Origin of the sequence: Pseudomonas sp. URIL14HWK12:I12 (assembly GCF_003097135.1) — a bacterium.
Taxonomy (GTDB): Bacteria; Pseudomonadota; Gammaproteobacteria; order Pseudomonadales; family Pseudomonadaceae; genus Aquipseudomonas.
The window spans coordinates 458,534-479,709 of sequence record NZ_QEQL01000001.1 but is presented as its reverse complement, the minus strand read 5'-3'; the positions used below and the strand labels follow the sequence as shown (position 1 = coordinate 479,709).

Here is a 21,176-nt window from a genome sequence, read left to right as displayed (position 1 = left end):
GATGAGCACGCGCTCAGGCAGGCGGGCGATCCTCGGGTTCGCCAGCCAGGGGCAGGTGCGAGAAGCTCCAGCGCGGCGCGGTTTTGGCCAAACGTTGGCGCATGTCGTCGACGTTGGCCACCAGTTGGCGGGTCAGCGCCCGATAGCCGTCGAGCGCTGGGTAGTCGGCCTGGGCTTGCAGGTCACCATACGGCTCGCCGCTGCGCCGCAGGCGCTCGCTGTTCCCATCGCGTAAGGCCCGTGCCATGGCAATCCACTGGCGGCGGACGAACCTGTGTTCCACTTGCAATGACTGGCGCAGCGCCTCCATGGCTGAAGCGTCGTCCCCGGCCGGGCGGGTATCGGCAAGGATCTCAAGAATCGAGATGCAAAGCCGCAGGTTGCGTTGCAGCGCGTCGAGCTCGGTCTGCGACACATGCACTTCTTTGGACACCGAGGCCATCAAACCGCGCAATTGCACCAACGAAGCGCTGAGCTTGCGCATACGCTTGAGGTGCGTGTCGCTGGTGACCCCATCGCCTGCTACGATGCGACCGTGCACGGCCGCGCATTCGCGCAGGGTGGTTGCCAGGTTGTAGCGCCAGGAATACACCGCATACAGCGGCAGGGCAAAGGAAAACGCCAGCGCCAGCACGTTGCCGATCAGGATGTCTACCGTGCGCCACAGGCCGTCGGACATCGGGTTGTCGCCGTGACCTGCGACAATGAACACGGTGATGGCCGACAGCAACGCGGTATAGCCGCCCTTGCCGATGGCGTGATAGGCGAAGAAGCCACACGCCGATGACATCAGCACATAGGTGAGCAGGTGCCAGCCCAAGTAGCTTTGCTGGACTACGATCGCCAGGCCAATGGCCGCGCCGATCAACGTGCCGTAAGCGCGTTCGGTGGCCTTGCGGCGAATGTTGCCATGGTGCTGCAACCCGCCGATCACGATCAACATGGTCACCGAAGCCCACTCGCCGTGGGGCAAGTGGATGCCAGTAGTGAGCAAAATGGTTGCCACCAACCCTACCGAAACCCGCAAGGCGTGGATCAGGCGGGCATGGCGAAAGCGCCGGTAGGGGTCGAGCAGGGGGCGCAGCGCGCGGCGTAGCAGAGGAGGCAGGTGGCGGTTGATCATCGGGCCCCTCAGCGGCTGGTGGCGAGCAAGCGGCGGCCCTGATGGCGCGCCAGTGCCAGGTCAAGCAGGCGGCTGACCAGCTCGGTATAGCTCAGCCCGGCGGCCTGCCACAGCTTGGGGTACATGCTGATGCGAGTGAAGCCGGGGAGGGTGTTGAGCTCGTTGATCAGCACCTGGCCGTCGGCCTGCAGGAATACGTCCACCCGCGCCAGGCCCGTGCACTCCAGCACCTCATATGCCTGCAAGGCGAGCGCGCGTATGCGCTTGCTGGCCGCCTCGTCGATTGCCGCTGGCACTACCACTTGAGCAGCCTGATCATCGATGTATTTGGTTTCGTAAGAGTAAAAGCCCTGGCCGATGACGATCTCACCGCAACCACTGGCGACTGGCGATTCATTACCCAGCACAGCGCACTCGATCTCACGGCCTTGCACGGCGGCCTCTATCAAGAGTTTGTCGTCGTAGCGCCACGCTTCAGCCAGCGCAGCCTCGAAGCTGGGCGCATCCTCGACGCGGCTTACGCCTACCGAGGAGCCGCTGTTGGCAGGCTTTACGAAAACCGGCATGCCCAAGGTCGCCTGTGCGTGTGCAAAGCTGATGGAGCGATGGCGGCGAACCGTCAGCGAAGGGGTGACCGGCAGGCCCGCTTCGCGCAGCAGGCGCTTGGCGACGTCTTTGTCCATGCAGATCGCCGAGCCCAGCACATCGGAGCCGACGAAGGGCAGGTCAAGCATGCGCAGCAGGCCTTGCAGGCAACCGTCCTCCCCTTGGGTGCCATGCACCAGAGGGAACAGCACGTCGACCTTGGCCAGCGCATGGGGCGCCCCGGCCTCTTCCAGGGAATGGCGGGTGTCGCCAGGACGCAGGGCGACTTCGCGGTGGCTGGGGTTCAGGGCAATATGGGCTGGGTCACCGGGGTTGAGCAGGTAATCGGCAGTGCTGCACAAGTGCCAATGGCCGTGCTTGTCGATGCCGATCATCACCGGTTCGAAACGCTCGCGGTCCAGCGCTTCGAGAACGTTGCGGGCCGATTGCAGGGATACTTCGTGCTCAGCACTGCGGCCGCCGAACACGATGCCGACACGGATTTTGTTACTCATCACTCACCTCGATGGGGCGCAACACCCGGTGCACCGCCTGCGCCAGTTGTTGTTGGGAAAGGGGTTGGCCAGTGCGCACTGATTCCAGTGGCGGTGCGGCAATGAACTCGGTGTAGCCACCGGCCAGAACACCCGGCAGGGCTGAGCGATACCACGGTGGGATGGGAATGGAGAGGTGGAGTCATCCAGGGAGCGTTCCGCAGGGCAGGCAAAGGGATTTGAAGTGACACCACTATATCACCGCCCCGGCCTTCCCGTTCTGCCTCAGTCGCGGGGGCGCTGGGGCGGCAACATGCGCTCGAGCAGGCCGTCTCGGCGCACCGCCACGTGCCAGGCTGTGGCAGCGACATGCAGGATAACCAGGGTATAAAGTACGAACTGCCCAGCTACATGCACCTGGTTTGCCCATTGCCCGAGCGCATCGTGGGTCGGAAAGCCAGGCAATGAGAACAGCCGGTAAACCGGCACCGGTCTGCCGTTGCCAGCCATCATGTAACCGGTGATGGGCATTACCAGCAGAATCAGGTAGAGCAAGGCATGGTTGAGGTGCGCGAACCACTCCGCCCAGCGGGGCGTGCCCGGCAGCGGCGGGGGCGAGTCGTGGCGCCAGCGCCAAGTGATGCGCAGCAGCACCAGCAAGAACACCATGATGCCGGTAGATTCGTGCAGCAGGTACCAGAACACGCGCGTGCTGCCAGGGGGAAAGTTTTCCGCGACCCACACGAAAGGCAGCACCCCGCAGAGCGCAGCGGCGGTCAACCAATGCAGGGCCTGGGCGACCCCGTTGTAACGTGCGATGGCCATGCTGGTTCCCTCAGGTGGCGCGATGAGCGCAGTTTTCGCAGAAGCGCGGCTGCGGCGCAACTGCCGATGTGATGAACCGGGGGCATCAGGCGTCTAGCCCTGACTCCGCTTCGGTGTCTGAGACAGGTGTTCCATGCAAGCGTTGCTTGACGATATTCTCGAACAGGTGCGGCCGTTGATCGGCCAAGGCCATGTGGCCACTTATATTCCCGCGCTGGCCAAGGTGCCGCCAGGCCAACTGGGCATCGCCGTGCAGGCCGTCGACGGTCAGGCGTGGCATGCCGGCGACGCGAATACACCGTTTTCGATCCAGAGCATTTCCAAGGTATTCAGCCTGGTGCAGGCAATCCAGCATTCGGGTGAGGAAATATGGGCGCGGTTGGGCCACGAACCTTCCGGGCAGGCGTTCAATTCCATGGTACAGCTGGAGTTCGAGCGCGGCCGACCCCGCAATCCTTTTATCAATGCTGGGGCGTTGGTCATCTGTGACATCAATCAGTCGCGCTTTGCCGCCCCGACCTTGTCGATGCGGGATTTCGTGCGCCGGCTATCGGGTAATGGGCAGGTAGTTGCAGATGCTGTGGTAGCCGAGTCCGAATATCAGCACCGTGCCCGCAATGCTGCCATGGCCTGGCTGATGCAGTCGTTCGGCAATTTCCACAACGATGTCGATGCTGTCTTGCGCAGCTATTTCCACCATTGCGCGCTGGCGATCAGTTGCCAGGAGCTGGCACGGGCTTTCGCGTTTCTGGCCAACCGCGGGGCCTGCCCGCACACCGGCGAGCAGGTGTTGACTCCCAGGCAGACCCAACAAGTGAATGCAATCATGGCAACCAGTGGCCTCTACGACGAAGCCGGCAACTTCGCCTATCGGGTTGGCTTACCGGGCAAGAGCGGGGTAGGGGGTGGCATTCTGGCTGTGGTGCCGGGGCGCTATACGGTATGCGTATGGTCACCGGAGCTCAATGCCTCGGGCAATTCCCTGGCCGGTATGGCGGCCCTGGAGCGGTTCAGTGATGCAATTGGGGCCTCGGTCTTTGCTCGTAGCTAGGCAGTGAGGGATCCAAACCCTGCATTTGGTCTGAAAGGTGCCTGCGTAGCCACCGCAGGCATCGAAAACTCCATCTCGCCGTTCTACTCTCTGTACACGGACTTTCACGTTACCAGGAGGTCGTGGCATGTCGTCGTTCACCCACGTGGTTTCCTTGAGCGCGCAGTCTTCCGGAGCCAGCGGCATTGATCGGGTGCTGCATGCACTGCGCACGCATTTGAGCATGGATGTGGCGTTCATTTCACAGTTCCGCGGGCATGACCGGGTCTTCACGAATGTTGACACCGACCTGCCCGGGCTGCTGCAGGCAGGCGACAGTCTCCCCATGGAAGCGGGGTACTGCCAGAAAGTGGTCGCCGGCGAGCTCCCCCAGTTGATCCCTGACACATCATTGGTGCCAGCCGCGCTCGCGATTCCCGAGACACAGGCGCTGCCGATCGGGGCACATGTGAGCGTTCCTGTTTTGCTTGGCGATGGCCGCGTCTATGGGACCTTGTGCTGTTTTTCTGCCCAGCCCGATGCCAGCCTTACCGAGCGGGATCTCCAGATGATGAAGGTGTTTGCCGAACTGATCGCAGAACGCCTCGATGCTGAGCTGCGCAGGGTGAGCGAGCGCTTGCGCAAGCATCGGCACATTAGCCGGGTGCTGGATGGTAGTGATCTGTCAGTGGTGTACCAGCCGATTTTCAACGTGGAAACCGGGGCGCTGGTGGGGTGGGAGTGCTTATCGCGATTCAGTGGCGAGCCACGGCGCAGCCCCGATCTTTGGTTCAAGGAAGCGGCCGACGCTGGGTTGGGAACCTTGGTGGAGGCCAAGGCCATCGAACTGGCCCTTCAAGGCCTCGACCAGCTGCCAGGCTCGGCGTACCTGGCGTTGAATTGTTCGCCCGAGATGTTCCTCTGTGACCGGCTTGATACCTTGCTTGCTCCCTACCCGGCACACCGTCTTGTGCTGGAGGTGACCGAGCATGCCATCGTCGCCGACTACGCTCAGCTGCTGCGGGCCATGGCACCGCTGCGCGCACGGGGGCTGCGCATTGCCATCGACGATGCCGGTGCCGGGTACGCGAGTTTGCGTCACATTCTGGAAATAAGCCCTGACATGATCAAGCTAGACATGAGCCTGACCCACGGCATCGATGAGAATTCTCAGCGGCGAGCGCTGGCTTCCGCCTTGATGGCGTTCGCCCGCGAGACCGGAGCTACCGTCATTGCCGAAGGTGTGGAGCGGGTGAGCGAGCTGGAAGCCCTGCGCGAGCTTGGCGCCGATAACGTGCAAGGCTTTCTGCTGGGCCGGCCAATGCCATTGAGTGCCGCCTGTGCCCTGGCCGGTCAGCAGCGGCGCCCGCTGCCTGACCTGGTGCATTGCCATGCCTCGCATTGAAAGCTCGGTCGAGGTGGAAGATCTGCAAGCCGTAGACCTGCCGGCTGCCCGCACGCTGGTGCGCGAGGCCTTCGCCCATGTGTTGGGTGAAGCCGAGCCTGGAGAGTTCTGGGACCAGCGAGACTACGTCAGCGGCCGTTGGCATGCGCCCCACAGCCACTGGTTCAAGGCTCGAGCCGGCGAAACGCTGGTGGGGGTGGCCTGCGTGGTGCGCTGGGGCGAGCATGCTGTCATCGGCCCCGTGGCCGTGGCGCCGGCGTACTGGGAGCAGGATATCGCCAAGCAACTGATGGCACGAATCACCGGGCTGATCGACCAATGGGGTTGCGTCCACGCTGGGCTTTTTACCTTCCCTGACAGCCCCCGTCACCTGGGGTTGTACCAACACTTTGGGTTTTGGCCACGCTGCCTGGCCGCGGTAATGGTGCGCCCACTGAGTGGCAGTGTCGTGGCTGCCAACCCCGCGTGGCAGGGGGAGCTGCCAGCGCTGCAAGCCCATTGCCGCAACATCACCGAAGCCATCAGCCTAGGGCTGGAAGTTGAAGGTGAGATCCTCGCCGTGCAGCAGCATGGCCTCGGCGCGGTGGTGGCTACCTCTGACGGTTTCGCCATCTGCCACTATGGGGAGCGGTGTGAGGCGGGGCCGGATGTCTGTTACGTCCGTTTCGCAGCGGTTCGCCCCGGCGCCGATGCAAGCAGCCTGGCCAGGTTGATCGAGCAATGCGAGGCGCTGGCCGCTCAGCATTCGGCGCGGCAGTTGATGCTGGGTGTGAACACCGGCCGGCTACGGGCGTATCGCTGGTTGCTGGAGGCAGGGTTCAGCATCCGTATCCTGGGCGTCAGCATGCACCGCGGCGCCGGTTACGATGGCGAGACGGTGTTATTGCTCGACGATTGGCGGTGAGAGGTGCCATAGCGTGCCAGCCACTGTTCGAAATCGGCCGCCGGCATGGGCCGGCCGATGTAGTACCCCTGGCCGCTCTGGCAACCGATGTCCCGCAGATGTTCCCACTGCTCTGCAGTTTCGATGCCTTCGGCGGTCACCTCGAACCCCAGTGCTCTTCCCAAATCAACGACCGCTTGGGTAATGGCAGCATAGGTGCTGTCGCCTGGCAGGTCTTTTACAAAAGCGCGGTCGACCTTGAGGTGATTGACTGGCAACAGCTTGAGGTAGGCCAGCGAAGAGTGACCGGTACCGAAATCATCGATCGCCGTGTGCACACCCAGGCGCTGTAGCTGATGCAGGACCTGGCAGGCGAGGTCTTGGTGCTGCATCAATAAGCTCTCGGTAACTTCCACCTCCAGGCTGTGAGCCGGTAGCCCGTGCAACTGCAGAGCACGTGAGACGCTGGTGACAAAGTCGCTACGCTCGATCTGGGGAGTGGCCACATTGATCGCGATACGCCCTTCGAACACTCCCCGTGTACGCCAGCGGCGCTGCTGGACACACACGTTGTCCAAGACCCACTGGCCAATCGGGACGATCAGCCCGGTCCGTTCGGCCACGGGGATGAACAGGTCGGGGTAGATCAGCCCCTGGGCCGGGTCGCGCCAGCGCAGCAACGCTTCGGCGCCCTGTACCCGGCCGCTGGCGAGGTCAATTCGGGGTTGATACCAGAGCTCGAATTCATCGCGCTGCAGCGCGCGGCGCAGCGCATGTTCCATAGCCACTCGTTCCTGGATGCGAGTGGTCATGGAGGCCTGGTAGTAGCGAAAGTCATTGCGGCCAGCTTCTTTTGCGCCGTACATCGCGGTGTCGGCATGGCGAAGCAGTTCGAGCGGGCTCGCGCCGTCGGCCGGGCAGATGGCAACTCCGATGCTGGCGCTGACCAACGCCGTGTCGCTACCGAGTACGAAAGGGCGTGCGGCAGCCTGCAGCAGGCGCTGAACCACGGGGATCGAATCGCTGGGATGGTTCAGGCGGTCAAGTATGAAAGCGAACTCATCGCCGCCCAGGCGGGCCAGCGTATCCCAAGGGTGGATGTGCTCGGCGAAGCGGCGGCTGGCTTGCACCAACAGGTCATCGCCCTGGCTATGGCCCAGGGTGTCGTTGACTTCCTTGAAACAGTCCAGGTCCAGCAGCAGCACCGCCATGAAACCGCCTTGACGCTGCACTTGTTCGATACTGTGCGCCAAACGCTGCTGAAACAGTACGCGGTTGGGCAAACTGGTTACGGCATCGTGATGGGCCTGGCGGATCAACTCAGCCTCGACGATTTCCCGCTCAGTGATTTCGTAGCTCAACTCCAAGTTGCGGCGGCGAGCCTGGAGGTGTTGCCGGCTCAACGCCAAGGCGAAGGCCGTGAGAATGGACGTGGCGACCATGCACACCCAAAACAGCGGAGAACTGCCTAGGTTGCTCTGCTCCCAGCCAGCCATGGGTTGTGCGGCTATCTCCCACTGGCCACCCGGAACGTCCAGCGGTGCGCGGGCACTGGGCTCGTCGAAGAGGCGGGCTTGGCCGTGTATCAGCTCACCCTGAGCGCCCTTGCCATCCCCACCGCGAACTGCCAGCCGAAGCTGTGGATGCTCCAGCAGCCCAGCGGCCCTCAACAACCCTTCGATGTCGGTGATGATCCCAAGGGTGCCCCAGTAGCGAAGGTGCCCGCTATGACCACTGACGAACACTGGCCGCCGGTAAATCAACGCCATACCGCCTTGGCGCAATTGCACCGGGCCTGCAAGGATTGTCTGCCCTAACGCTCGCGCACGACGAACGCTGGCGTATTGGCCAGGCAGGGTGCGGTAGTCAAGGCCGAGGGCGGCATCGTTGCCGGCCAGGGGGTAGATGTCTCGAATCACATCGTCCGGCGCGATCGCCAGGTGCCGGATATAGGGAACATTGACCATGACATGCTCGGCCATGCCATGGAAGTGCCTCGGTGAGATATCACCGTCTACATTGATCAGTTGCAGTACACCTTCGGTTTCGCTGTAGACAGTGCGAATTTCGTCGTGGGCGCGGGCCACTACGGCGCTCAATTGCAAGTGCACCTCAGCCCACTGTTCCTGGCGCTCGTGGCGCAGGTCCAGCAGGCTGGCCCACACTGACAAGGCACAGCCCACCAGGGCGATACCCACTGGCAGTGCCCAGATTCCCCAGCTGCGCACCGACCCCTGTTGAGCGGGTGAGGCGAGGCGGGGGGAGCGGGGTGAGGCCGCGGATGAAAGGCGTGATGGTTTCATTCCAGAGGTATCGGCCGCCTGGCCTTTTGCTGCAATGCAGTTTGTCGGCTATGCAAGGCAGAAACTCAGTACCTTCAGGCCCCCTTCGGGGTCGCTGTCTGCGAACTCTCGTGGGTTGCCGATTCGCTCGACGAACCTCAGTTGCGGTGCATGCTCGGCCATGCACTGGACCAGATAGTGGCTGTGCAACGCGGGGTCATTCATGCAGGCCAATACTCGGCCGCCGGGGTTGAGCAAAGTGGGCAGCCTGCGCAGGATGCGTTCGTAATCCTGGCCCAGCACGAAGCTGCCTTTCTGGAAGGTAGGTGGGTCGATGATGATCAGATCGTAAGGCCCCAAGCGGGTTAGCTTGCCCCATGACCTGAACAGTTCATGGCCCAGGAAACTGACCCGAGAAAGGTCGTGGCCATTGAGCCGGTGGTTCTCCCGGCCACGCGCCAGTGGCCCGCGCGCCATGTCCAGGTTCACCACGGCCTCGGCGCCGCCTGCTATGGCGCATACCGAGAATGCACAGGTGTAGGCGAACAGGTTGAGCACGCGGGCGCCGTTGCTGTTCTCACGTACCCACTGCCGGCCCAGCCGCATGTCGAGGAACAACCCGCTGTTCTGCGCCTGCCCTAGGCTGAGCTGATAACGCATGCCCTGCTCATGCACCACCGCTTCTGGCCTTGGCTCACCGGCCAGCCACTGGCTAGGCGCGCCTGGCAGGTAACGTAGCTGCAGCAGAACGGCCTCGACCAGCGGCTGGCGAGCTGCGATCTCAAGGCACCGCTGGCTAAACGCTGTCAGATCGGAGGGCGCACGAAACAGCGAGATCGCAAGCACGCCCTCAAGCCAGTCGACACTGACTTGTTCCAGGCCCGGCCACCGCCGCCCACGGCCGTGCAACAGGCGGCGGGTTTCGGCAGGCGGGTCAGCCAGCTGTGGCGATACAAGGGCATCGAACAGGTCAAGCACGGCATGGTTCATCGAAAGCGCAGCAGTCTGGAAAGGGCGCGCAGGATAGCAAAATCAGGCGCCGCGTTGCTGCTCACAGCGATAGAAGATGGTTTTATCCTGCTGCGCGTGGTTGAGGGTTTCGGCGAACTTTTCGCAGCTGCTCGCCCGGCGGCGCTCAGCCACCGACTTCGGGGCAGCCCAAACGAACTGCGCGGGCATGCAGACACTGTGGGCGGTGTCGGCGCACACCACAGCGTTGAGAAACAGGGCGGCTATCGAGTTGGCCATTGGAAATTCCTCCTGAGGTTGGGGTATTCAAGCGAGACGCTGAACCGCAAGCGGAAAGACAGGTTAGTCTATGGAAGATTTTTTTCAAAGCCGAGGGGGATAAATCGCCTGTTATAACATGCGCGCCAGCACGCGCCGCCCGTTAAGGTGGTGCCAGGCCACAGCGAGAACATGCAGCGATACCAGTGCAGCCAGCGCCATGCAGGCCGCGTGGTGCCATTGATGCAGGCGGGCAAGCCAGGCGCTGTCGTGTATCAGCTCAGGAAGCGTGAACAGCGAGAACATCCGCACCGGATGCGACATCATCAGCACCCCTGTGATCAGTACTGCACCGGTCACACCGTATAGGGCAAGGTGAACGACATGGGCAACTCGCTCACTGTCGTCGGTTGCTGCGGCCTTCCAACGCAGCACGCAACGCCATGCGAAAAATGGAATGAACACAGAGGTGACCTGTGGGTTGAACTGCTCGACCCAAAGCCGCAACGGTGCGTCTGCGGCTAGGGCCAGGGCTCCAAACCCGCTGAGGGTGGCCCAAAGGATCATCAGGGCAGAGAGCCAGTGCAGCGCACGGCGCAAAGGGCTGTAACGGGGCGGCATGGAGGGTCACGAGCGAATGAAAACGCCTCGCATTTTCACCCCTTCGCGCATTTTGCGCAATGCGGTTAGTGGCCAATTGCCGCAGCTGTGACGCAGGTCAAGCCGAGGGAGGGGTGGCCTCACACAGCAGCCGGCCTTCCTTCAACGCTTCCGCATATTCGTTCAGCTGTGCTTCATCGCGCTGGAAGACTTCGGCCATACGTTTGAGGCCCTGAGCATCCGCAAGGTTACCGTTGCTTTCAAGGCGCCTGGCAATTTGCAAAAGCTCGACCACAGACCATTTCAGGTCTGAAGCCACACCCTGTAGATCGCGTTTAAGGCTCAGTTCAGGCTTGTTCTGGCTCATGTGAAACCGCTGCGCCTCCGTTGCGTGTGCGGGTAGTTCGATAGATCATCTAAAACACTTGGCCCGCTGGCAAGCTGAATCGACAGTCGGTTTTGAAAAACTCGCCGTAATTAGCTGAAATGCCATGGTTTTTTGGCTTTTACGAGATGGATAACCGGCTACCCAATGCGTTATACGATGGATCTGACAATTTACTTGATCTGTACCGTTTAATTTGTTGTTTTTAGGAGATTTTCTGATTTTTCATAGGCGCTGCTGGTTGTGGGCTGGCTTGGAAGGCCCGCACATTCGCGCTTACCCTCGAAAGAATACCTGCACAAGGTGATAGCCAAATTTGCTCTTGATGGGCCCATGAACGCAACGCAGAGGTTTTTTGAAAATTACTTGGTCGATCACAGGTACCAATTGGCCCGGGCGAATCTCACCTAAATCACCTCCCCGCTTGGCGGAGGGGCATTGTGAAAATTTGCGGGCTAATACATCAAATGCTTCCCCTTTGGCCAAACGCTGCTTGAGCGCTTCGGCCTGCGCAGCCGTGGCTACGAGGATATGCCTCGCTTGAGCTTTCATGAGGCCACCATCGGACCGGGGGGGAATGTGCCCAGCCACGCAACCGCCCACAGCGCCAGGCTTCCCAGCAACGCCTCGGCGATCAGTGCCTGGCGCAAGCCTTGAGGCACTTCCTGGCGGGCCTGCCTGCGGTTATAAAAGGCCAGCCCAAGCATCGCCAGCACGGCTAACGCCTTGAGGGCCAATACGCTGGCGAAAGTTGAACCGGTAGGCAGAAACTGGCCAGTGATCAGGCGTGTGCTTAGCGCCCCTGTGGCCAATACGACGGCCACCAGCGGCACGCCCAGCGTGCTGAATGCTCTAACTGATTTTTTAAAATCAATCAGTTGCGGCAGAAAGCTCATCCAAATTAAGAAAAAAAGGCCGCCTAGCCATGCCCCAGCGGCTACCAAATGCAACAGCTGGTTGAGCACCATGACACTGGCTAGGGGCCCACTGAACATCGCCACATGACCGACAGGCGCCAACGTTGCCAATGCCAGTGTCGAAAGCGCCAGGGCCGGCGTGTGAGAGCGCCTTCCGGGGATCCGCCAATACACCAGCTGTATCAGGCACAGGATGATGTGCACACCCCATACCTTGCCAAAAAACGTATTGAACAGTACCTCACGCAGCGTTACTGGTTGAACACCCACTGCCCAACTGCCACTGAATTCAGCACTGGTACTCAGTAGCCAGCCCACCCCACTGATCAAGCCCAGCAGCGCCACCAAGCAAAGGAAAGGGTCCATCAGCCGCCGTAGCGGCTGCAGCGCGGCGGTAGGCGCCAATCGCGGACGCAGCAGCGATACGCCAAATAGCAGCATCAGGCAGAGGTAATGTACGAACCTGAATAAAACGAGTAGTGTCATTGGGTTACGGCTTGATTATGAAGTGAAATGTACCGTTGGAGGCGTGGGTGTCCACCGACACAACACGCCACTTCAGATCATATTCGCCCGGTGGCAAGGCGGTTGCGGGTTGCACCAACAGCACGCGTTTGTCGTCAGGCGCGGTCATGGGGGCTCGGGTTTCTATCGAACGGCCTTGGATGTCGCTTACGCTGATTTGGCAGAACGCTGCTTCCAGGCCTTCGGAAAACACCAACTTGAGCTGGTTGGCGTCAGTGGAGGCGCCGGATAGATGCGCGTGGGCCGAGGCGATGCCCGGCAGAACACCGGCAAGCATACCCAAGGCCAGGGTTGGCAGAAGCTTCATGGCAGGTCTCGAAACGGAGGGAGCCGCGACTTTACCAGCCGCTCTGGCGCGCCGCCAGCGCACAGGTCAGCGGGGGCAAGTGGCCTGTGCCTGATTCGCTAACGCTCGGCCGGTACCTGCGATGGCGTTGGCAAGTTGCCCGATTGCCTGCTGATGGGCAAGCACGATGCTGGCAAGCGATGCCTGGGCGGGGACCCTCAATCGGCTGCCGCAAGTCAGGGAACGGGGCTGATCGCCGTTGAGCGAGACGCTCCATACCACATCGATCAATGCGTAGTTGCCAGGCAGGGAGTCGAAGCGGCGCACATCGGCGCGGATGTTGAGCAGTGCAACCCCTGCTGGTTTGGGCATGCCGGCGAGGTCGCGCCCGCCGAGTGCCTGTTCGAGACGGCCGGCCAAAGCGTCGTGAAATTCATCAGCCAGCGGTGCGGCCCACCGTTCGTTGTCCAAAATGGCCAGGTCACCTTGGCTCTGGCGAACCACCAGAGAGGGTTGGTCGACCTGCACCGGTATGCGTACCGACTGCAGCTGAAAGGCCGGGCCGGGCGGCGTCGCGGGGCTAGGGCCGGTGTCGGCTGCTACCAAGGTGTAATAGTGTGTCGGCACAGAACTGCATCCGGCCAGCAGCAGGGCGCCAAGCAAAGCACCAACGCGAGATGTCTGTAGGGTCATGGCTGTTCCACCTCGCGGGAATTGGAGTCTGAAGAATGGTAGGCGTCTGGCTTGCCTTGGCCCGTGCGACCTCTGATAAGTGCCTCGGGGTGGCGGCCCAGGAAGTCAGTAAGGGCACGCACCGACCGCGCAGTGCGCTGCAGGTCCTGCATGGCGTCGCTGATCTCCTGGCGTTGCGGGGAATCTTCGCCCAAGGCTTTGCCTGCGCTGGCCAGGGTTTTCTGCGCTTGCGCTAAAGTCTGGTTCAATTGCGGTAGGGTAGAGCCGTTGAACTGCCCCAGTGTTTTGCTCAACTGAGCCAGGCTGCCGTTGAGGTTATCGCCGATTTCGTTGATGGGCAGCTTGCCGAGTTTCTCCACCATGGTCTGCAATTGTTCCTGAAGCTTGTCGAGGCTGCCAGGGACGGTGGGGATCTCCAACGGGCGCGCCGCCATGTTGAATTTCACCGGTGCGGCATTGGGCACGAAGTCCAGGGATATGAGCAGTTGCCCCGTGATCAAGTTGGCACTCCGAGCCTGGGCGCGCAGACCCTGCTTGACGAAGGCAGCCATCAGCTGGGCGGAACGCGCGTCGTCCTCGGCTCCCCACTGGGCCAGTATTTTCTCGTAGGCCTTGCCCAGCCGCGCCGGATAGATCACTGCGCCTACCACGGTTGGGAAGGTCTTGCTGTCCTGGTCGTAGTCCAGGTCGACTGACACCACCCGCCCCAGGTTGACGCCGTGGAATTCAACCGGGGCATTAACGGCCAAGCCACGCAGCGATTGATTGAAGCGCATGCTGATATAGCGCGCGTCGCCATCGGGCGGGGCGAGCGCGGCTTCCTGGTCGTCGAAAAGGTTAAAGGTATGCCACTGCTCGGCAGGCTTGGCATTAGGGCTGTACTTGGGCTCGACGAAGGCTACTCCGCCCGAGAGTATTGCCGCCATGGATTGGGTATTGACCTTCAAGCCGCTGGCGCCCAAGGCCACGTCCACGCCGCTGGCGTTCCAGAAGCGGCTGTCGTCGGTGACGAATTTATCGTTTGGTGAGTTAACGAAAATCTGTACGTCGATACCTTTGCCGTCTTCGGAAAGGCGATAGGAGATCACTTGGCCGACCTGGATACGCCTGTAATAGACCGGCGAGCCGATGTCCAGCGAACCCAGGTCATCGGTATGAAGGTTGAACCGCCGGCCTTTCTGCCCATAGGTAATGGGTGGCGGAGTTTCCAGACCGGTGAAGTCCCGACGGGTTTTCTCCGAGCGGCCGGGGTCGGCGCCGATGAATGCGCCGGAGAGCAAGGTGTCTACGCCGGAAATACCCTGGGCACCGATGCGCGGGCGCACCACCCAGAATTGAGTGTCTTCCGAAGAGAAGGCGCTGGCGGAGGCGTTGAGTGCAACGGTCGCCGTGATATGGCTGCGGTCGCTCGCCAGGTTGATGTCGGTCACATGGCCAATGACGACATTCTTGTATTTGACCTGAGTCTTGTTGGCCTCGAGCCCTTCGGCACTCTGGAAATCGATATTGATCTGCGGCCCGGCCGACAGCGTGCCATGTACCAGCATGATCACGCCGACCACGGCGGCGGCGATGGGTACCAACCACACCAGTGAGACGCTGAAGCGGCGCCGCTTCACCTCCGGCAGGCCAGGTGCCGGAGATCGTTGTTCATCACTCATCGTTTACCTCTGCGTCCCAGATCAGGCGGGGGTCGAAACTCATGGCTGCGAGCATGGTAAGCACCACTACTGCGCCGAAAAACAGGATGCCCGGGCGCGGCGTGATGGCGCTCAGGCTTTGAAATTGCACCAGCGCAGCGACCAGCGCTACCACGAGCACATCGAGCATCGACCAATAGCCGATCAACTCGATAAAACGAAACAGCTTGGCACGCTGGGGCATGGCCCATGTACTGCGGCGCTGGCAGGTGACCAAGAGCAGCCCCAGTGCCAGAAATTTGAGGCAAGGAACGACGATACTGGCAAAGAAGATCAGCAGCGCGATGTCCCATGAACCGCCTTTCCAGAACTCGATCACACCGCTCATGATGGTGTTTTCGGCGGCGTTGCCGAACATGCGTGTGTTCATCACCGGTAGCATATTCGCAGGTATGTAGAAAATGAGCCCTGCCAGCAGAAAGGCCCAGGTACGTACGATCGAGTTGGGCTTGCGCGCATGAAGCCGGCTACCGCATCGCGGGCAGTGAGAAACGGCCTGCGGGCATACCTTGGAGCACGTATGGCAATGCACCAAGCCCAGGTCTCGGGCAAACGGGAGCTCAGCCATGGCGAGCCTCGTAGAGCTTCCAAAGCTGTTGAACGCCTTTGCCCGAGATCAGAATCAGTAGAACGGTGAGCATAGCGAGGGCCCATAGGCCGACCCCCGGGTGCACATCGAGCATGCCGCCTAACTTGATGATCGCCACCAGAATGCCCAGCAGGCACACCTCCAGCATGCTCCAGGGCCGCAAATGTTCAAGGGTACGCATGCACACCCGGAACCCCGGCGCCACCCGGCCCGTGACCGCGTATCCCAGTACCCAGCCCAGCAGCACGATCTGCAACAGGGGCGCAAGAATGATGGTGAGCCCTGTCACCGCCGCCATGGGGGTGATTTCGCCGCGTGCCAGGGCCTGCACTGACTGCGAAAGGGTGGCGGCATTTCCGAGCCCCTCCAGGCGAATGCTGATGACCGGGAAGAAGTTAGCGAATAGAAACAGCAGCGCCGCAGTGATCGTCAGTGCCAATTGCTGTTGCAGGTCGAAGCGGGGGGCACGCCATAGCACCGCCTTGCAGCGCCGGCAGTGGGCTGTCTGGCCGCGCGCCAGTGGCGCAGCGCGATAGAGCGTGTCGCAATGCTCGCAGATGATCCAGTCGGGGGCGATGGTCATGGTCCTTGGCTCGCCAAATGCTGTGGCTGGCGCAGTGGTGCGCAATCCATATGGGCGTTGCATTCTGGGCAATAGGCTCACCGCTGTCCATTGGGGTGATGGTGCTTTGATTGCGCAGCGCACATAACGATCCCTTGGCGCATGGCTTTCATGCACGGCGTCGCTGGCGGGCCAGATGGCGTGCACCTTCAAGGATCAGCACGGCAACGGCGAGCCAGATGAATCCATAGGTAGGCCATTGATCAGCCCCGATGGTTTCTCCCAGCAGCAGCGAGACCACGACCAGCAATGCTGGCTCGACATAACTGAGCAGGCCGAACAGCGAGAATGGCAAGTTGCGGCTGGCTGTGACATAGCTGACAAGGGCCGCCGCGCTGATGGCGCCCAGCAGCGGAATCAAACCGTACAAGGCCGGGTGTTCGGCAAGGTCGGTGGCTGACAGCGGCCCACTCCAGACGAACCACAGCGCAACTGGCGCCTGCAACAGCATATCGACCCAAAGGCCACCCAAATGGTCGTTGCGGCAGCGGCGGCGAATCACGAAGTACACCGGGTAACCCAGTGCCACTACCAAGGTTTCCCATGCGAACGAGCCATGGCGCAGTACCTCATGGGCTACGCCTATGGCTGCGAACCATACCGCTACAGTCTGCAAACGCGACAGGCGTTCGTTCCACAGCAACTTGCCAGTCAGCACCATCGTCAGGGGCAATAGGAAGTACCCCATCGAGACTTCCAGGCTGCGGCCATGCAGGGGTGCCCAAAGGAACAGCCACAGTTGCACACCCATGAGCGATGCCGTGGCTATGCAGCCCACAAGGAGCACAGGCGTTGCGCGAATGCGCCGCAGCAGGCCCACAGCCAGCCGCCAGTCACCGGTGGTGATCAGAAACAGCGTGACACAGGGCAGGGTCAGCAGCATTCGCCAGCCGAAAATCTCTTCGCCGGTCAGCGGGGCAAGCAGGGAAGTGTAGTAATACATCGTGGCAAACAGGGCGGATGCAGCAACCGATGCGATGATGCCTTTGTGCAAAGGAACCTCGTGCAGAAGTGTTGAAACAGAGCGGGCGGGCACCTTACCTCAAGCGATAGCCGAAGGCATTCATTTCTTCGCAGGCGCCGCCCGCCGCTGTGTTTGCACCAAGGCTAGCAAACGGCGCAGGCAGTGCCCGCGCCGCTTTCAAGCAGGTCAGGGGCGTGTTCGAGTCAGTGCCCAGTGGCAAAGCCCGGCGCAGACCACTGAAAGGGCGCCCAACTTGACCAGCATCTCGATCAGGCCGTCGCGAAATGCGCGCAGGATGTCGTCTGCGGAAAGGGTACTGGTTACTTCATAGGGCCATGACGACGATTTTGCGGTCGACGCGTAACGTTGGCTATCGGTCGTCTTGCCATACAGAAGCGCCCCGTCGTCCCACATCTGATAGCCCCCTATACGTAGCGACAGGTAGGTATCACCGCTGATCATTTTCATCCACTGGGCTAGGCGCTGTATGTCCATCAGCGCAACCATGTGCTGATGTTCGTTGCCATAGCGCATGTGAAGGTAGCCCAGATCATCGCTCGCCGGCGCAGGTGGTTCAATGGACAACGTCCAGACACTTTCATTGCCGGCGGTTCCAGGGAAGTCGAGCTGGGCTGCGCAATCACCCACCAGTTTGAATTCGTCAACGAACACGTTGCGCCCGCTTGGAAGCGCAGGGAAGGGGTGATTGGGCTGGCAGTTGGCCACATGCAGGGGGTACAAGTGCAGGGCTGAAGTGGCGACTTGATCGAAAACCTGGTCCAGTTGCGCCAGCGCGCTTTTCAGCACTTTGTCCGTCTCACGTTGCAGTGTGTGTTCGACGCTGTATAGCGTTGCCACAAGCCCTGCAGCCATGGGCAAAAGTGCTGCTAGCGCGACGATTACCAAGGTCTTACCGGGCGAGGCCGGTTGGGTGGGTTTCATGATGCACTCCTTCGCATGGTGACGTCTGCAATCCAGACGCCCCAGCCTACGGAGTGCTCATTGGCTGAGGGACGATCCGACGTGTCGGAAAGCTCCTCGCCGATTGCCAGTATTATCCACGTGCCGAGGGTGCCACATGGGCGATGGCCCGACGCTCCATGTACAGGTATGTCAGGCAGGCAAGGGCCAGCGGCATCAGAAAATACAGTGCTCGGTAGGCAATCAACGCAGCAAGCAAGGTGCCTTTGCCATACTGGCCCTGCATCAAGGTGATGAAAATAGTTTCAAGCACGCCCAAGCCGGCCGGAATGTGCGCGATAACCCCAGCAATGCTGCTGATCAGCAGGATAGCCAATACGGTTGGGAAGTCTGCACCTGCCGGCATAACCCACCACATCAGCGTGCCCATCAGCGTCCAGTTCACTGCGCCGCTGGCGACCTGTAAAAGTGCCATGGGCGAAGATGGCAGCGTGATTTCGTGGCTTTTCCACGTCCAGGAACGCTTGCGCGAAAAGCGGCACGCCAGTACCCAGCCGACACTGGCCAGAACCATCACGCAGCCGGCCACCCGTAGGCTGGTGGCGCCGATGTGCACGCTATCGGGCAATGGCGGCAGCCCACAGGCGAACACTATGCCAGCCACCAACAGGTAACCCGACCAGTTGGTGAGCAGGCCGAGGCTCAGGATGCGTGTGACGGTAGCGGCCTTCACTTGCCGTCGGGTGTACAGCCGGTAACGCAGTGCGATGCCGCCCACCCATGAGCTCAGGTTGAGGTTGAAGGCGTAGCAGACGAAAGCGATCAGCATCACCTGGCCGCGGCGCAAGGGGTGGCCGGTGTAGGCCTTGCCGATCAGATCGAAGCTGCTGAAAACGGCATAGCTGGCCAGGGCAATTACCGCGCCTACGAGCAGCGTAGTGGCGGGGTAGCGTTTGAGCGCCTGCCAAACCTCCCCCCAATCCTGGTTGCGCAACAGAAAGTACAGCAACACCGGCACGCCAATGATGCATACCCAGTTCAAGACCCGTAGTACCAGTGCCCACCGTGAGCCTTTCATCCGGCGTCTCCTTCGGGCATCTGGCCCCTTCGTTCGGTAACAGGCGCCCAGGCTTTGAGCCGTGGGCGGTGGGCAGGGAGCAAGCCGATCCAGGCCGGGAAGTGACGCAGGAAGTGAAAGCACAAGAACACCAGCGGTGCGCGCCACCAGTAGCCGCGGAGCAGGCGTTGCTGTGTAACCTCCTTGCTATGGGCTTCGGTCAGCTGATGCAGGTGGTCATAGAGCCGTTCGTTGAAGGTCGGGTCGTCGATTACCAGATTGGCTTCCAAATTCAGCGACAAACTAAGTGGGTCGAGGTTGCTCGAGCCAACCGTCGACCAGTGCCGGTCGATAATCGCGACTTTTCCGTGCAGCGGCCGTTCGATGTATTCTCGGATGGCCACGCCATCGCGCAGCAGGTCGTTGTAGAGCAGCCGCGAGCACAGCCGTACCAGGGGCATGTCGGGCATCCCCTGCAACATCAAGGTGACCGTTACGCCCCGCCGCGCTGCCTGCCGCAGTGCGCGCAGCAAGCGGTAGCTAGGGAAGAAATAGGCATTAGCGATCAGGATGCGCTCTTGGGCCTGATCGATGGCCAGCAGGTATTGCTCCTCGATGTCGTCGCGATGGCGTTGATTGTCGCGAATCCACAGGCTGGCGCTGGCAGTGGCGGTGTCGGGCTCCAACGGAACCTGCCGCGTCAGCCAGGGTTTGGGCTGGCGGCTTACCCTAGCGGTCTCGTCCATCAGCCGCAGGCTGGCTTGATGCATGGCCTCGACCACCGGCCCCCGCACTTGCACGGCGTAATCCTGCTTGGCCATGGGGCCGTAGTCACCCAAGTGGTCGGCACAGAAGTTGATGCCCCCGATAAAACCGATCTCGCCGTCTACGACTATGATCTTGCGGTGAAGACGCCTGAACAGGTTAGTGCGTACCCCGAGCCGCCGAGGGCTGGGGTCGAAGGCAAGCAGGCGCACACCTGCCTCGGCCAACGCCTGCACGAATGCAGCGCTCAATTCGTCGCTGCCATAGCCGTCTACCAGCACCTCCACCCGCACCCCTCGCTTGGCGGCAGCGATCAGGTGCTCCTGCAGTGCACAGCCGACCTTGTCTTCACGCCAGATGAACGTCTCCAGCAGCACCTCTTCCCGAGCGGCATCGATGGCTTGGTACACCCGCGGGTAGAACGCCTCGCCGTTGATCAGCAGCTCCAATGCATTACCTGTGCTCACAAGCGAACCTCCACAGCCAACGGCACGTGGTCCGAAAGATGCGACCAGGGCTTACGCGACAGCACCTGCGGGCAGTGCCCCTCGGCGTTACGCAGGTAGATACGGTCCAGCCGCAGCCAGGGGAAGCGTGCAGGGAAGCTGCGCGCCGGTGCTCCATAGGCCTGGGTAAACACCTCTTTGAGGCCGCACGCCTCCAGCACCCCGCTGGCCTTGAGCCGCCAGTCATTGAAGTCTCCAGCCACGATCACCGGCTCATGGCGGCCCAGGCTTTCGAGCAATTGGCACAATAACTTGAGCTGCATCTGTCGTTGGCTTTCGTGCAAGCCAAGGTGAATGCACACGGTATGCACTTCCCCTCGGCCGGGCACTTGGAGCACCGAATGCAGCAGGCCGCGCTCCTCATGGCCACTGACAGTCACGTCGAGGTTGTCATGCCGCAGGATCGGGAATTTCGACAGCAGGGCGTTGCCATGGTCGCCCTCTGGGTACACCGCGTTGCGGCCATACGCATAGACAGGCCACATGCTGTCGGCGAGGAATTCGTATTGCGGGGTGTCGGACCAGTTGTCGTAACGTTCGCCATGGCCGCTATGGCGGCCCAGCACTTCCTGCAAGAAGACGACGTCAGCCGACAGTGCTCTTACCGCGTCGCGTAGCTCAGGCAGCACGAAGCGCCGGTTGAGGGCGCTGAAGCCTTTGTGGGTGTTGACCGTCAGCACCTTGATGGCGTCGACAGCCTGACCCTGTTCGGTGGGCGCGTCTGCGGCTCGCGCGGGGGCATCGGCGGGCTCGATAGCCATGGGGAGCTCTCCGGGGCGTGGTTGATAGGTC

23 protein-coding genes are annotated in these 21,176 nt (G+C 61.4%); 3 read left to right on the top strand and 20 right to left on the bottom strand.

Annotated elements, in window-relative coordinates; genetic code table 11:
* Positions 1–13 precede the first annotated feature (13 nt).
* The 3 genes from F474_RS02180 to F474_RS02170 all read right to left on the bottom strand — a co-directional run bounded on the left by F474_RS02180 (position 14) and on the right by F474_RS02170 (position 3,027).
* Complete coding sequence (locus tag F474_RS02180) at positions 14–1,123, bottom strand: FUSC family protein (RefSeq protein WP_097084168.1); 1,110 nt, start codon at positions 1,121–1,123, stop codon at positions 14–16.
* 8 nt (positions 1,124–1,131) lie between these two features.
* The gene (gene ddlA / locus F474_RS02175) at positions 1,132–2,223 is read right to left on the bottom strand and encodes a D-alanine--D-alanine ligase (RefSeq protein WP_097084169.1); all 1,092 of its coding nucleotides are present in this window, start codon (positions 2,221–2,223) and stop codon (positions 1,132–1,134) included.
* Positions 2,224–2,487: 264 nt separating this feature from the next.
* Positions 2,488–3,027 (bottom strand): cytochrome b, encoded by a 540-nt coding sequence (locus F474_RS02170; protein WP_097084170.1) that lies wholly within the window; start codon positions 3,025–3,027, stop codon positions 2,488–2,490.
* A gap of 133 nt (positions 3,028–3,160) precedes the next feature.
* On the opposite strand from F474_RS02170, the gene glsB reads away from it, so the two are divergent.
* From glsB to F474_RS02155, 3 genes are all read left to right on the top strand, one after another.
* Positions 3,161–4,078, top strand: coding sequence for a glutaminase B (gene glsB / locus F474_RS02165; RefSeq protein ID WP_097084171.1), 918 nt, complete (start codon positions 3,161–3,163; stop codon positions 4,076–4,078).
* Positions 4,079–4,205: 127 nt separating this feature from the next.
* Positions 4,206–5,462, top strand: a complete 1,257-nt coding sequence (locus F474_RS02160; RefSeq protein ID WP_097084172.1) for an EAL domain-containing protein — start codon at positions 4,206–4,208, stop codon at positions 5,460–5,462.
* Positions 5,449–6,366 (top strand): GNAT family N-acetyltransferase, encoded by a 918-nt coding sequence (locus tag F474_RS02155; protein ID WP_097084300.1) that lies wholly within the window; start codon positions 5,449–5,451, stop codon positions 6,364–6,366. Before F474_RS02160 ends, F474_RS02155 begins: the two co-directional genes overlap by 14 nt.
* Here F474_RS02155 and F474_RS02150 read toward each other — a convergent pair.
* The 17 genes from F474_RS02150 to F474_RS02070 form a co-directional block, all read right to left on the bottom strand.
* On the bottom strand, positions 6,324–8,573 hold the full coding sequence (locus F474_RS02150) for a bifunctional diguanylate cyclase/phosphodiesterase (protein WP_256577680.1): 2,250 nt from the start codon (positions 8,571–8,573) through the stop codon (positions 6,324–6,326). The genes F474_RS02155 and F474_RS02150 overlap by 43 nt on opposite strands.
* 123 nt (positions 8,574–8,696) lie before the next feature.
* Positions 8,697–9,617 (bottom strand): class I SAM-dependent methyltransferase, encoded by a 921-nt coding sequence (locus F474_RS02145; RefSeq protein ID WP_097084174.1) that lies wholly within the window; start codon positions 9,615–9,617, stop codon positions 8,697–8,699.
* Positions 9,618–9,659: 42 nt separating this feature from the next.
* Positions 9,660–9,875, bottom strand: coding sequence for a hypothetical protein (locus tag F474_RS02140; protein WP_097084175.1), 216 nt, complete (start codon positions 9,873–9,875; stop codon positions 9,660–9,662).
* A gap of 111 nt (positions 9,876–9,986) precedes the next feature.
* Positions 9,987–10,475, bottom strand: coding sequence for a cytochrome b (locus F474_RS02135; protein ID WP_097084176.1), 489 nt, complete (start codon positions 10,473–10,475; stop codon positions 9,987–9,989).
* Positions 10,476–10,572: 97 nt separating this feature from the next.
* Positions 10,573–10,821, bottom strand: a complete 249-nt coding sequence (locus F474_RS02130; RefSeq protein ID WP_097084177.1) for a hypothetical protein — start codon at positions 10,819–10,821, stop codon at positions 10,573–10,575.
* Between the two features lie 294 nt (positions 10,822–11,115).
* On the bottom strand, positions 11,116–11,391 hold the full coding sequence (locus tag F474_RS02125; RefSeq protein ID WP_097084178.1) for a peptidylprolyl isomerase: 276 nt from the start codon (positions 11,389–11,391) through the stop codon (positions 11,116–11,118).
* Entirely contained in the window at positions 11,388–12,122 is a 735-nt protein-coding gene (locus F474_RS02120) for a CopD family protein (RefSeq protein WP_165830252.1), read from the bottom strand. Before F474_RS02120 ends, F474_RS02125 begins: the two co-directional genes overlap by 4 nt.
* A 124-nt stretch (positions 12,123–12,246) precedes the next feature.
* Positions 12,247–12,588 (bottom strand): copper resistance protein CopC, encoded by a 342-nt coding sequence (locus tag F474_RS02115; RefSeq protein ID WP_097084180.1) that lies wholly within the window; start codon positions 12,586–12,588, stop codon positions 12,247–12,249.
* Between the two features lie 66 nt (positions 12,589–12,654).
* On the bottom strand, positions 12,655–13,260 hold the full coding sequence (locus tag F474_RS02110; RefSeq protein WP_097084181.1) for a membrane integrity-associated transporter subunit PqiC: 606 nt from the start codon (positions 13,258–13,260) through the stop codon (positions 12,655–12,657).
* On the bottom strand, positions 13,257–14,921 hold the full coding sequence (locus F474_RS02105) for an intermembrane transport protein PqiB (RefSeq protein ID WP_097084182.1): 1,665 nt from the start codon (positions 14,919–14,921) through the stop codon (positions 13,257–13,259). The genes F474_RS02110 and F474_RS02105 overlap by 4 nt, the downstream gene beginning before the upstream one ends.
* The gene (locus F474_RS02100; RefSeq protein ID WP_097084183.1) at positions 14,914–15,528 is read right to left on the bottom strand and encodes a paraquat-inducible protein A; all 615 of its coding nucleotides are present in this window, start codon (positions 15,526–15,528) and stop codon (positions 14,914–14,916) included. The genes F474_RS02105 and F474_RS02100 overlap by 8 nt, the downstream gene beginning before the upstream one ends.
* Positions 15,521–16,132: a paraquat-inducible protein A gene (locus F474_RS02095; protein ID WP_097084184.1), complete on the bottom strand. Its 612-nt coding sequence runs from the start codon at positions 16,130–16,132 to the stop codon at positions 15,521–15,523. Before F474_RS02095 ends, F474_RS02100 begins: the two co-directional genes overlap by 8 nt.
* 148 nt (positions 16,133–16,280) lie before the next feature.
* On the bottom strand, positions 16,281–17,165 hold the full coding sequence (gene rarD / locus F474_RS02090) for an EamA family transporter RarD (protein ID WP_097084185.1): 885 nt from the start codon (positions 17,163–17,165) through the stop codon (positions 16,281–16,283).
* Positions 17,166–17,321: 156 nt separating this feature from the next.
* On the bottom strand, positions 17,322–18,077 hold the full coding sequence (locus tag F474_RS02085; RefSeq protein ID WP_097084186.1) for a hypothetical protein: 756 nt from the start codon (positions 18,075–18,077) through the stop codon (positions 17,322–17,324).
* Positions 18,078–18,189: 112 nt separating this feature from the next.
* On the bottom strand, positions 18,190–19,134 hold the full coding sequence (locus tag F474_RS02080) for a lysylphosphatidylglycerol synthase domain-containing protein (RefSeq protein WP_097084187.1): 945 nt from the start codon (positions 19,132–19,134) through the stop codon (positions 18,190–18,192).
* Positions 19,131–20,345: a cardiolipin synthase ClsB gene (gene clsB, locus F474_RS02075; protein WP_097084188.1), complete on the bottom strand. Its 1,215-nt coding sequence runs from the start codon at positions 20,343–20,345 to the stop codon at positions 19,131–19,133. The genes F474_RS02080 and clsB overlap by 4 nt, the downstream gene beginning before the upstream one ends.
* Entirely contained in the window at positions 20,342–21,145 is an 804-nt protein-coding gene (locus tag F474_RS02070) for an endonuclease/exonuclease/phosphatase family protein (protein WP_097084189.1), read from the bottom strand. Before F474_RS02070 ends, clsB begins: the two co-directional genes overlap by 4 nt.
* Between the last annotated feature and the right edge of the window lie 31 nt (positions 21,146–21,176).

What these genes read in the sequence shown, in the direction of transcription:
- F474_RS02180 (WP_097084168.1), bottom strand. Translation starts at nt 1,123, where the DNA reads ATGATCAACCGCCACCTGCCTCCTCTGCTACGCCGCGCGCTGCGCCCC.
- ddlA (WP_097084169.1), bottom strand. Translation starts at nt 2,223, where the DNA reads ATGAGTAACAAAATCCGTGTCGGCATCGTGTTCGGCGGCCGCAGTGCT.
- F474_RS02170 (WP_097084170.1), bottom strand. Translation starts at nt 3,027, where the DNA reads ATGGCCATCGCACGTTACAACGGGGTCGCCCAGGCCCTGCATTGGTTG.
- glsB (WP_097084171.1), top strand. Translation starts at nt 3,161, where the DNA reads ATGCAAGCGTTGCTTGACGATATTCTCGAACAGGTGCGGCCGTTGATC.
- F474_RS02160 (WP_097084172.1), top strand. Translation starts at nt 4,206, where the DNA reads ATGTCGTCGTTCACCCACGTGGTTTCCTTGAGCGCGCAGTCTTCCGGA.
- F474_RS02155 (WP_097084300.1), top strand. Translation starts at nt 5,449, where the DNA reads ATGCCTCGCATTGAAAGCTCGGTCGAGGTGGAAGATCTGCAAGCCGTA.
- F474_RS02145 (WP_097084174.1), bottom strand. Translation starts at nt 9,617, where the DNA reads ATGAACCATGCCGTGCTTGACCTGTTCGATGCCCTTGTATCGCCACAG.
- F474_RS02140 (WP_097084175.1), bottom strand. Translation starts at nt 9,875, where the DNA reads ATGGCCAACTCGATAGCCGCCCTGTTTCTCAACGCTGTGGTGTGCGCC.
- F474_RS02135 (WP_097084176.1), bottom strand. Translation starts at nt 10,475, where the DNA reads ATGCCGCCCCGTTACAGCCCTTTGCGCCGTGCGCTGCACTGGCTCTCT.
- F474_RS02130 (WP_097084177.1), bottom strand. Translation starts at nt 10,821, where the DNA reads ATGAGCCAGAACAAGCCTGAACTGAGCCTTAAACGCGATCTACAGGGT.
- F474_RS02125 (WP_097084178.1), bottom strand. Translation starts at nt 11,391, where the DNA reads ATGAAAGCTCAAGCGAGGCATATCCTCGTAGCCACGGCTGCGCAGGCC.
- F474_RS02120 (WP_165830252.1), bottom strand. Translation starts at nt 12,122, where the DNA reads ATGGACCCTTTCCTTTGCTTGGTGGCGCTGCTGGGCTTGATCAGTGGG.
- F474_RS02115 (WP_097084180.1), bottom strand. Translation starts at nt 12,588, where the DNA reads ATGAAGCTTCTGCCAACCCTGGCCTTGGGTATGCTTGCCGGTGTTCTG.
- F474_RS02110 (WP_097084181.1), bottom strand. Translation starts at nt 13,260, where the DNA reads ATGACCCTACAGACATCTCGCGTTGGTGCTTTGCTTGGCGCCCTGCTG.
- F474_RS02105 (WP_097084182.1), bottom strand. Translation starts at nt 14,921, where the DNA reads ATGAGTGATGAACAACGATCTCCGGCACCTGGCCTGCCGGAGGTGAAG.
- F474_RS02100 (WP_097084183.1), bottom strand. Translation starts at nt 15,528, where the DNA reads ATGGCTGAGCTCCCGTTTGCCCGAGACCTGGGCTTGGTGCATTGCCAT.
- F474_RS02095 (WP_097084184.1), bottom strand. Translation starts at nt 16,132, where the DNA reads ATGACCATCGCCCCCGACTGGATCATCTGCGAGCATTGCGACACGCTC.
- F474_RS02085 (WP_097084186.1), bottom strand. Translation starts at nt 18,077, where the DNA reads ATGAAACCCACCCAACCGGCCTCGCCCGGTAAGACCTTGGTAATCGTC.
- F474_RS02080 (WP_097084187.1), bottom strand. Translation starts at nt 19,134, where the DNA reads ATGAAAGGCTCACGGTGGGCACTGGTACTACGGGTCTTGAACTGGGTA.
- F474_RS02070 (WP_097084189.1), bottom strand. Translation starts at nt 21,145, where the DNA reads ATGGCTATCGAGCCCGCCGATGCCCCCGCGCGAGCCGCAGACGCGCCC.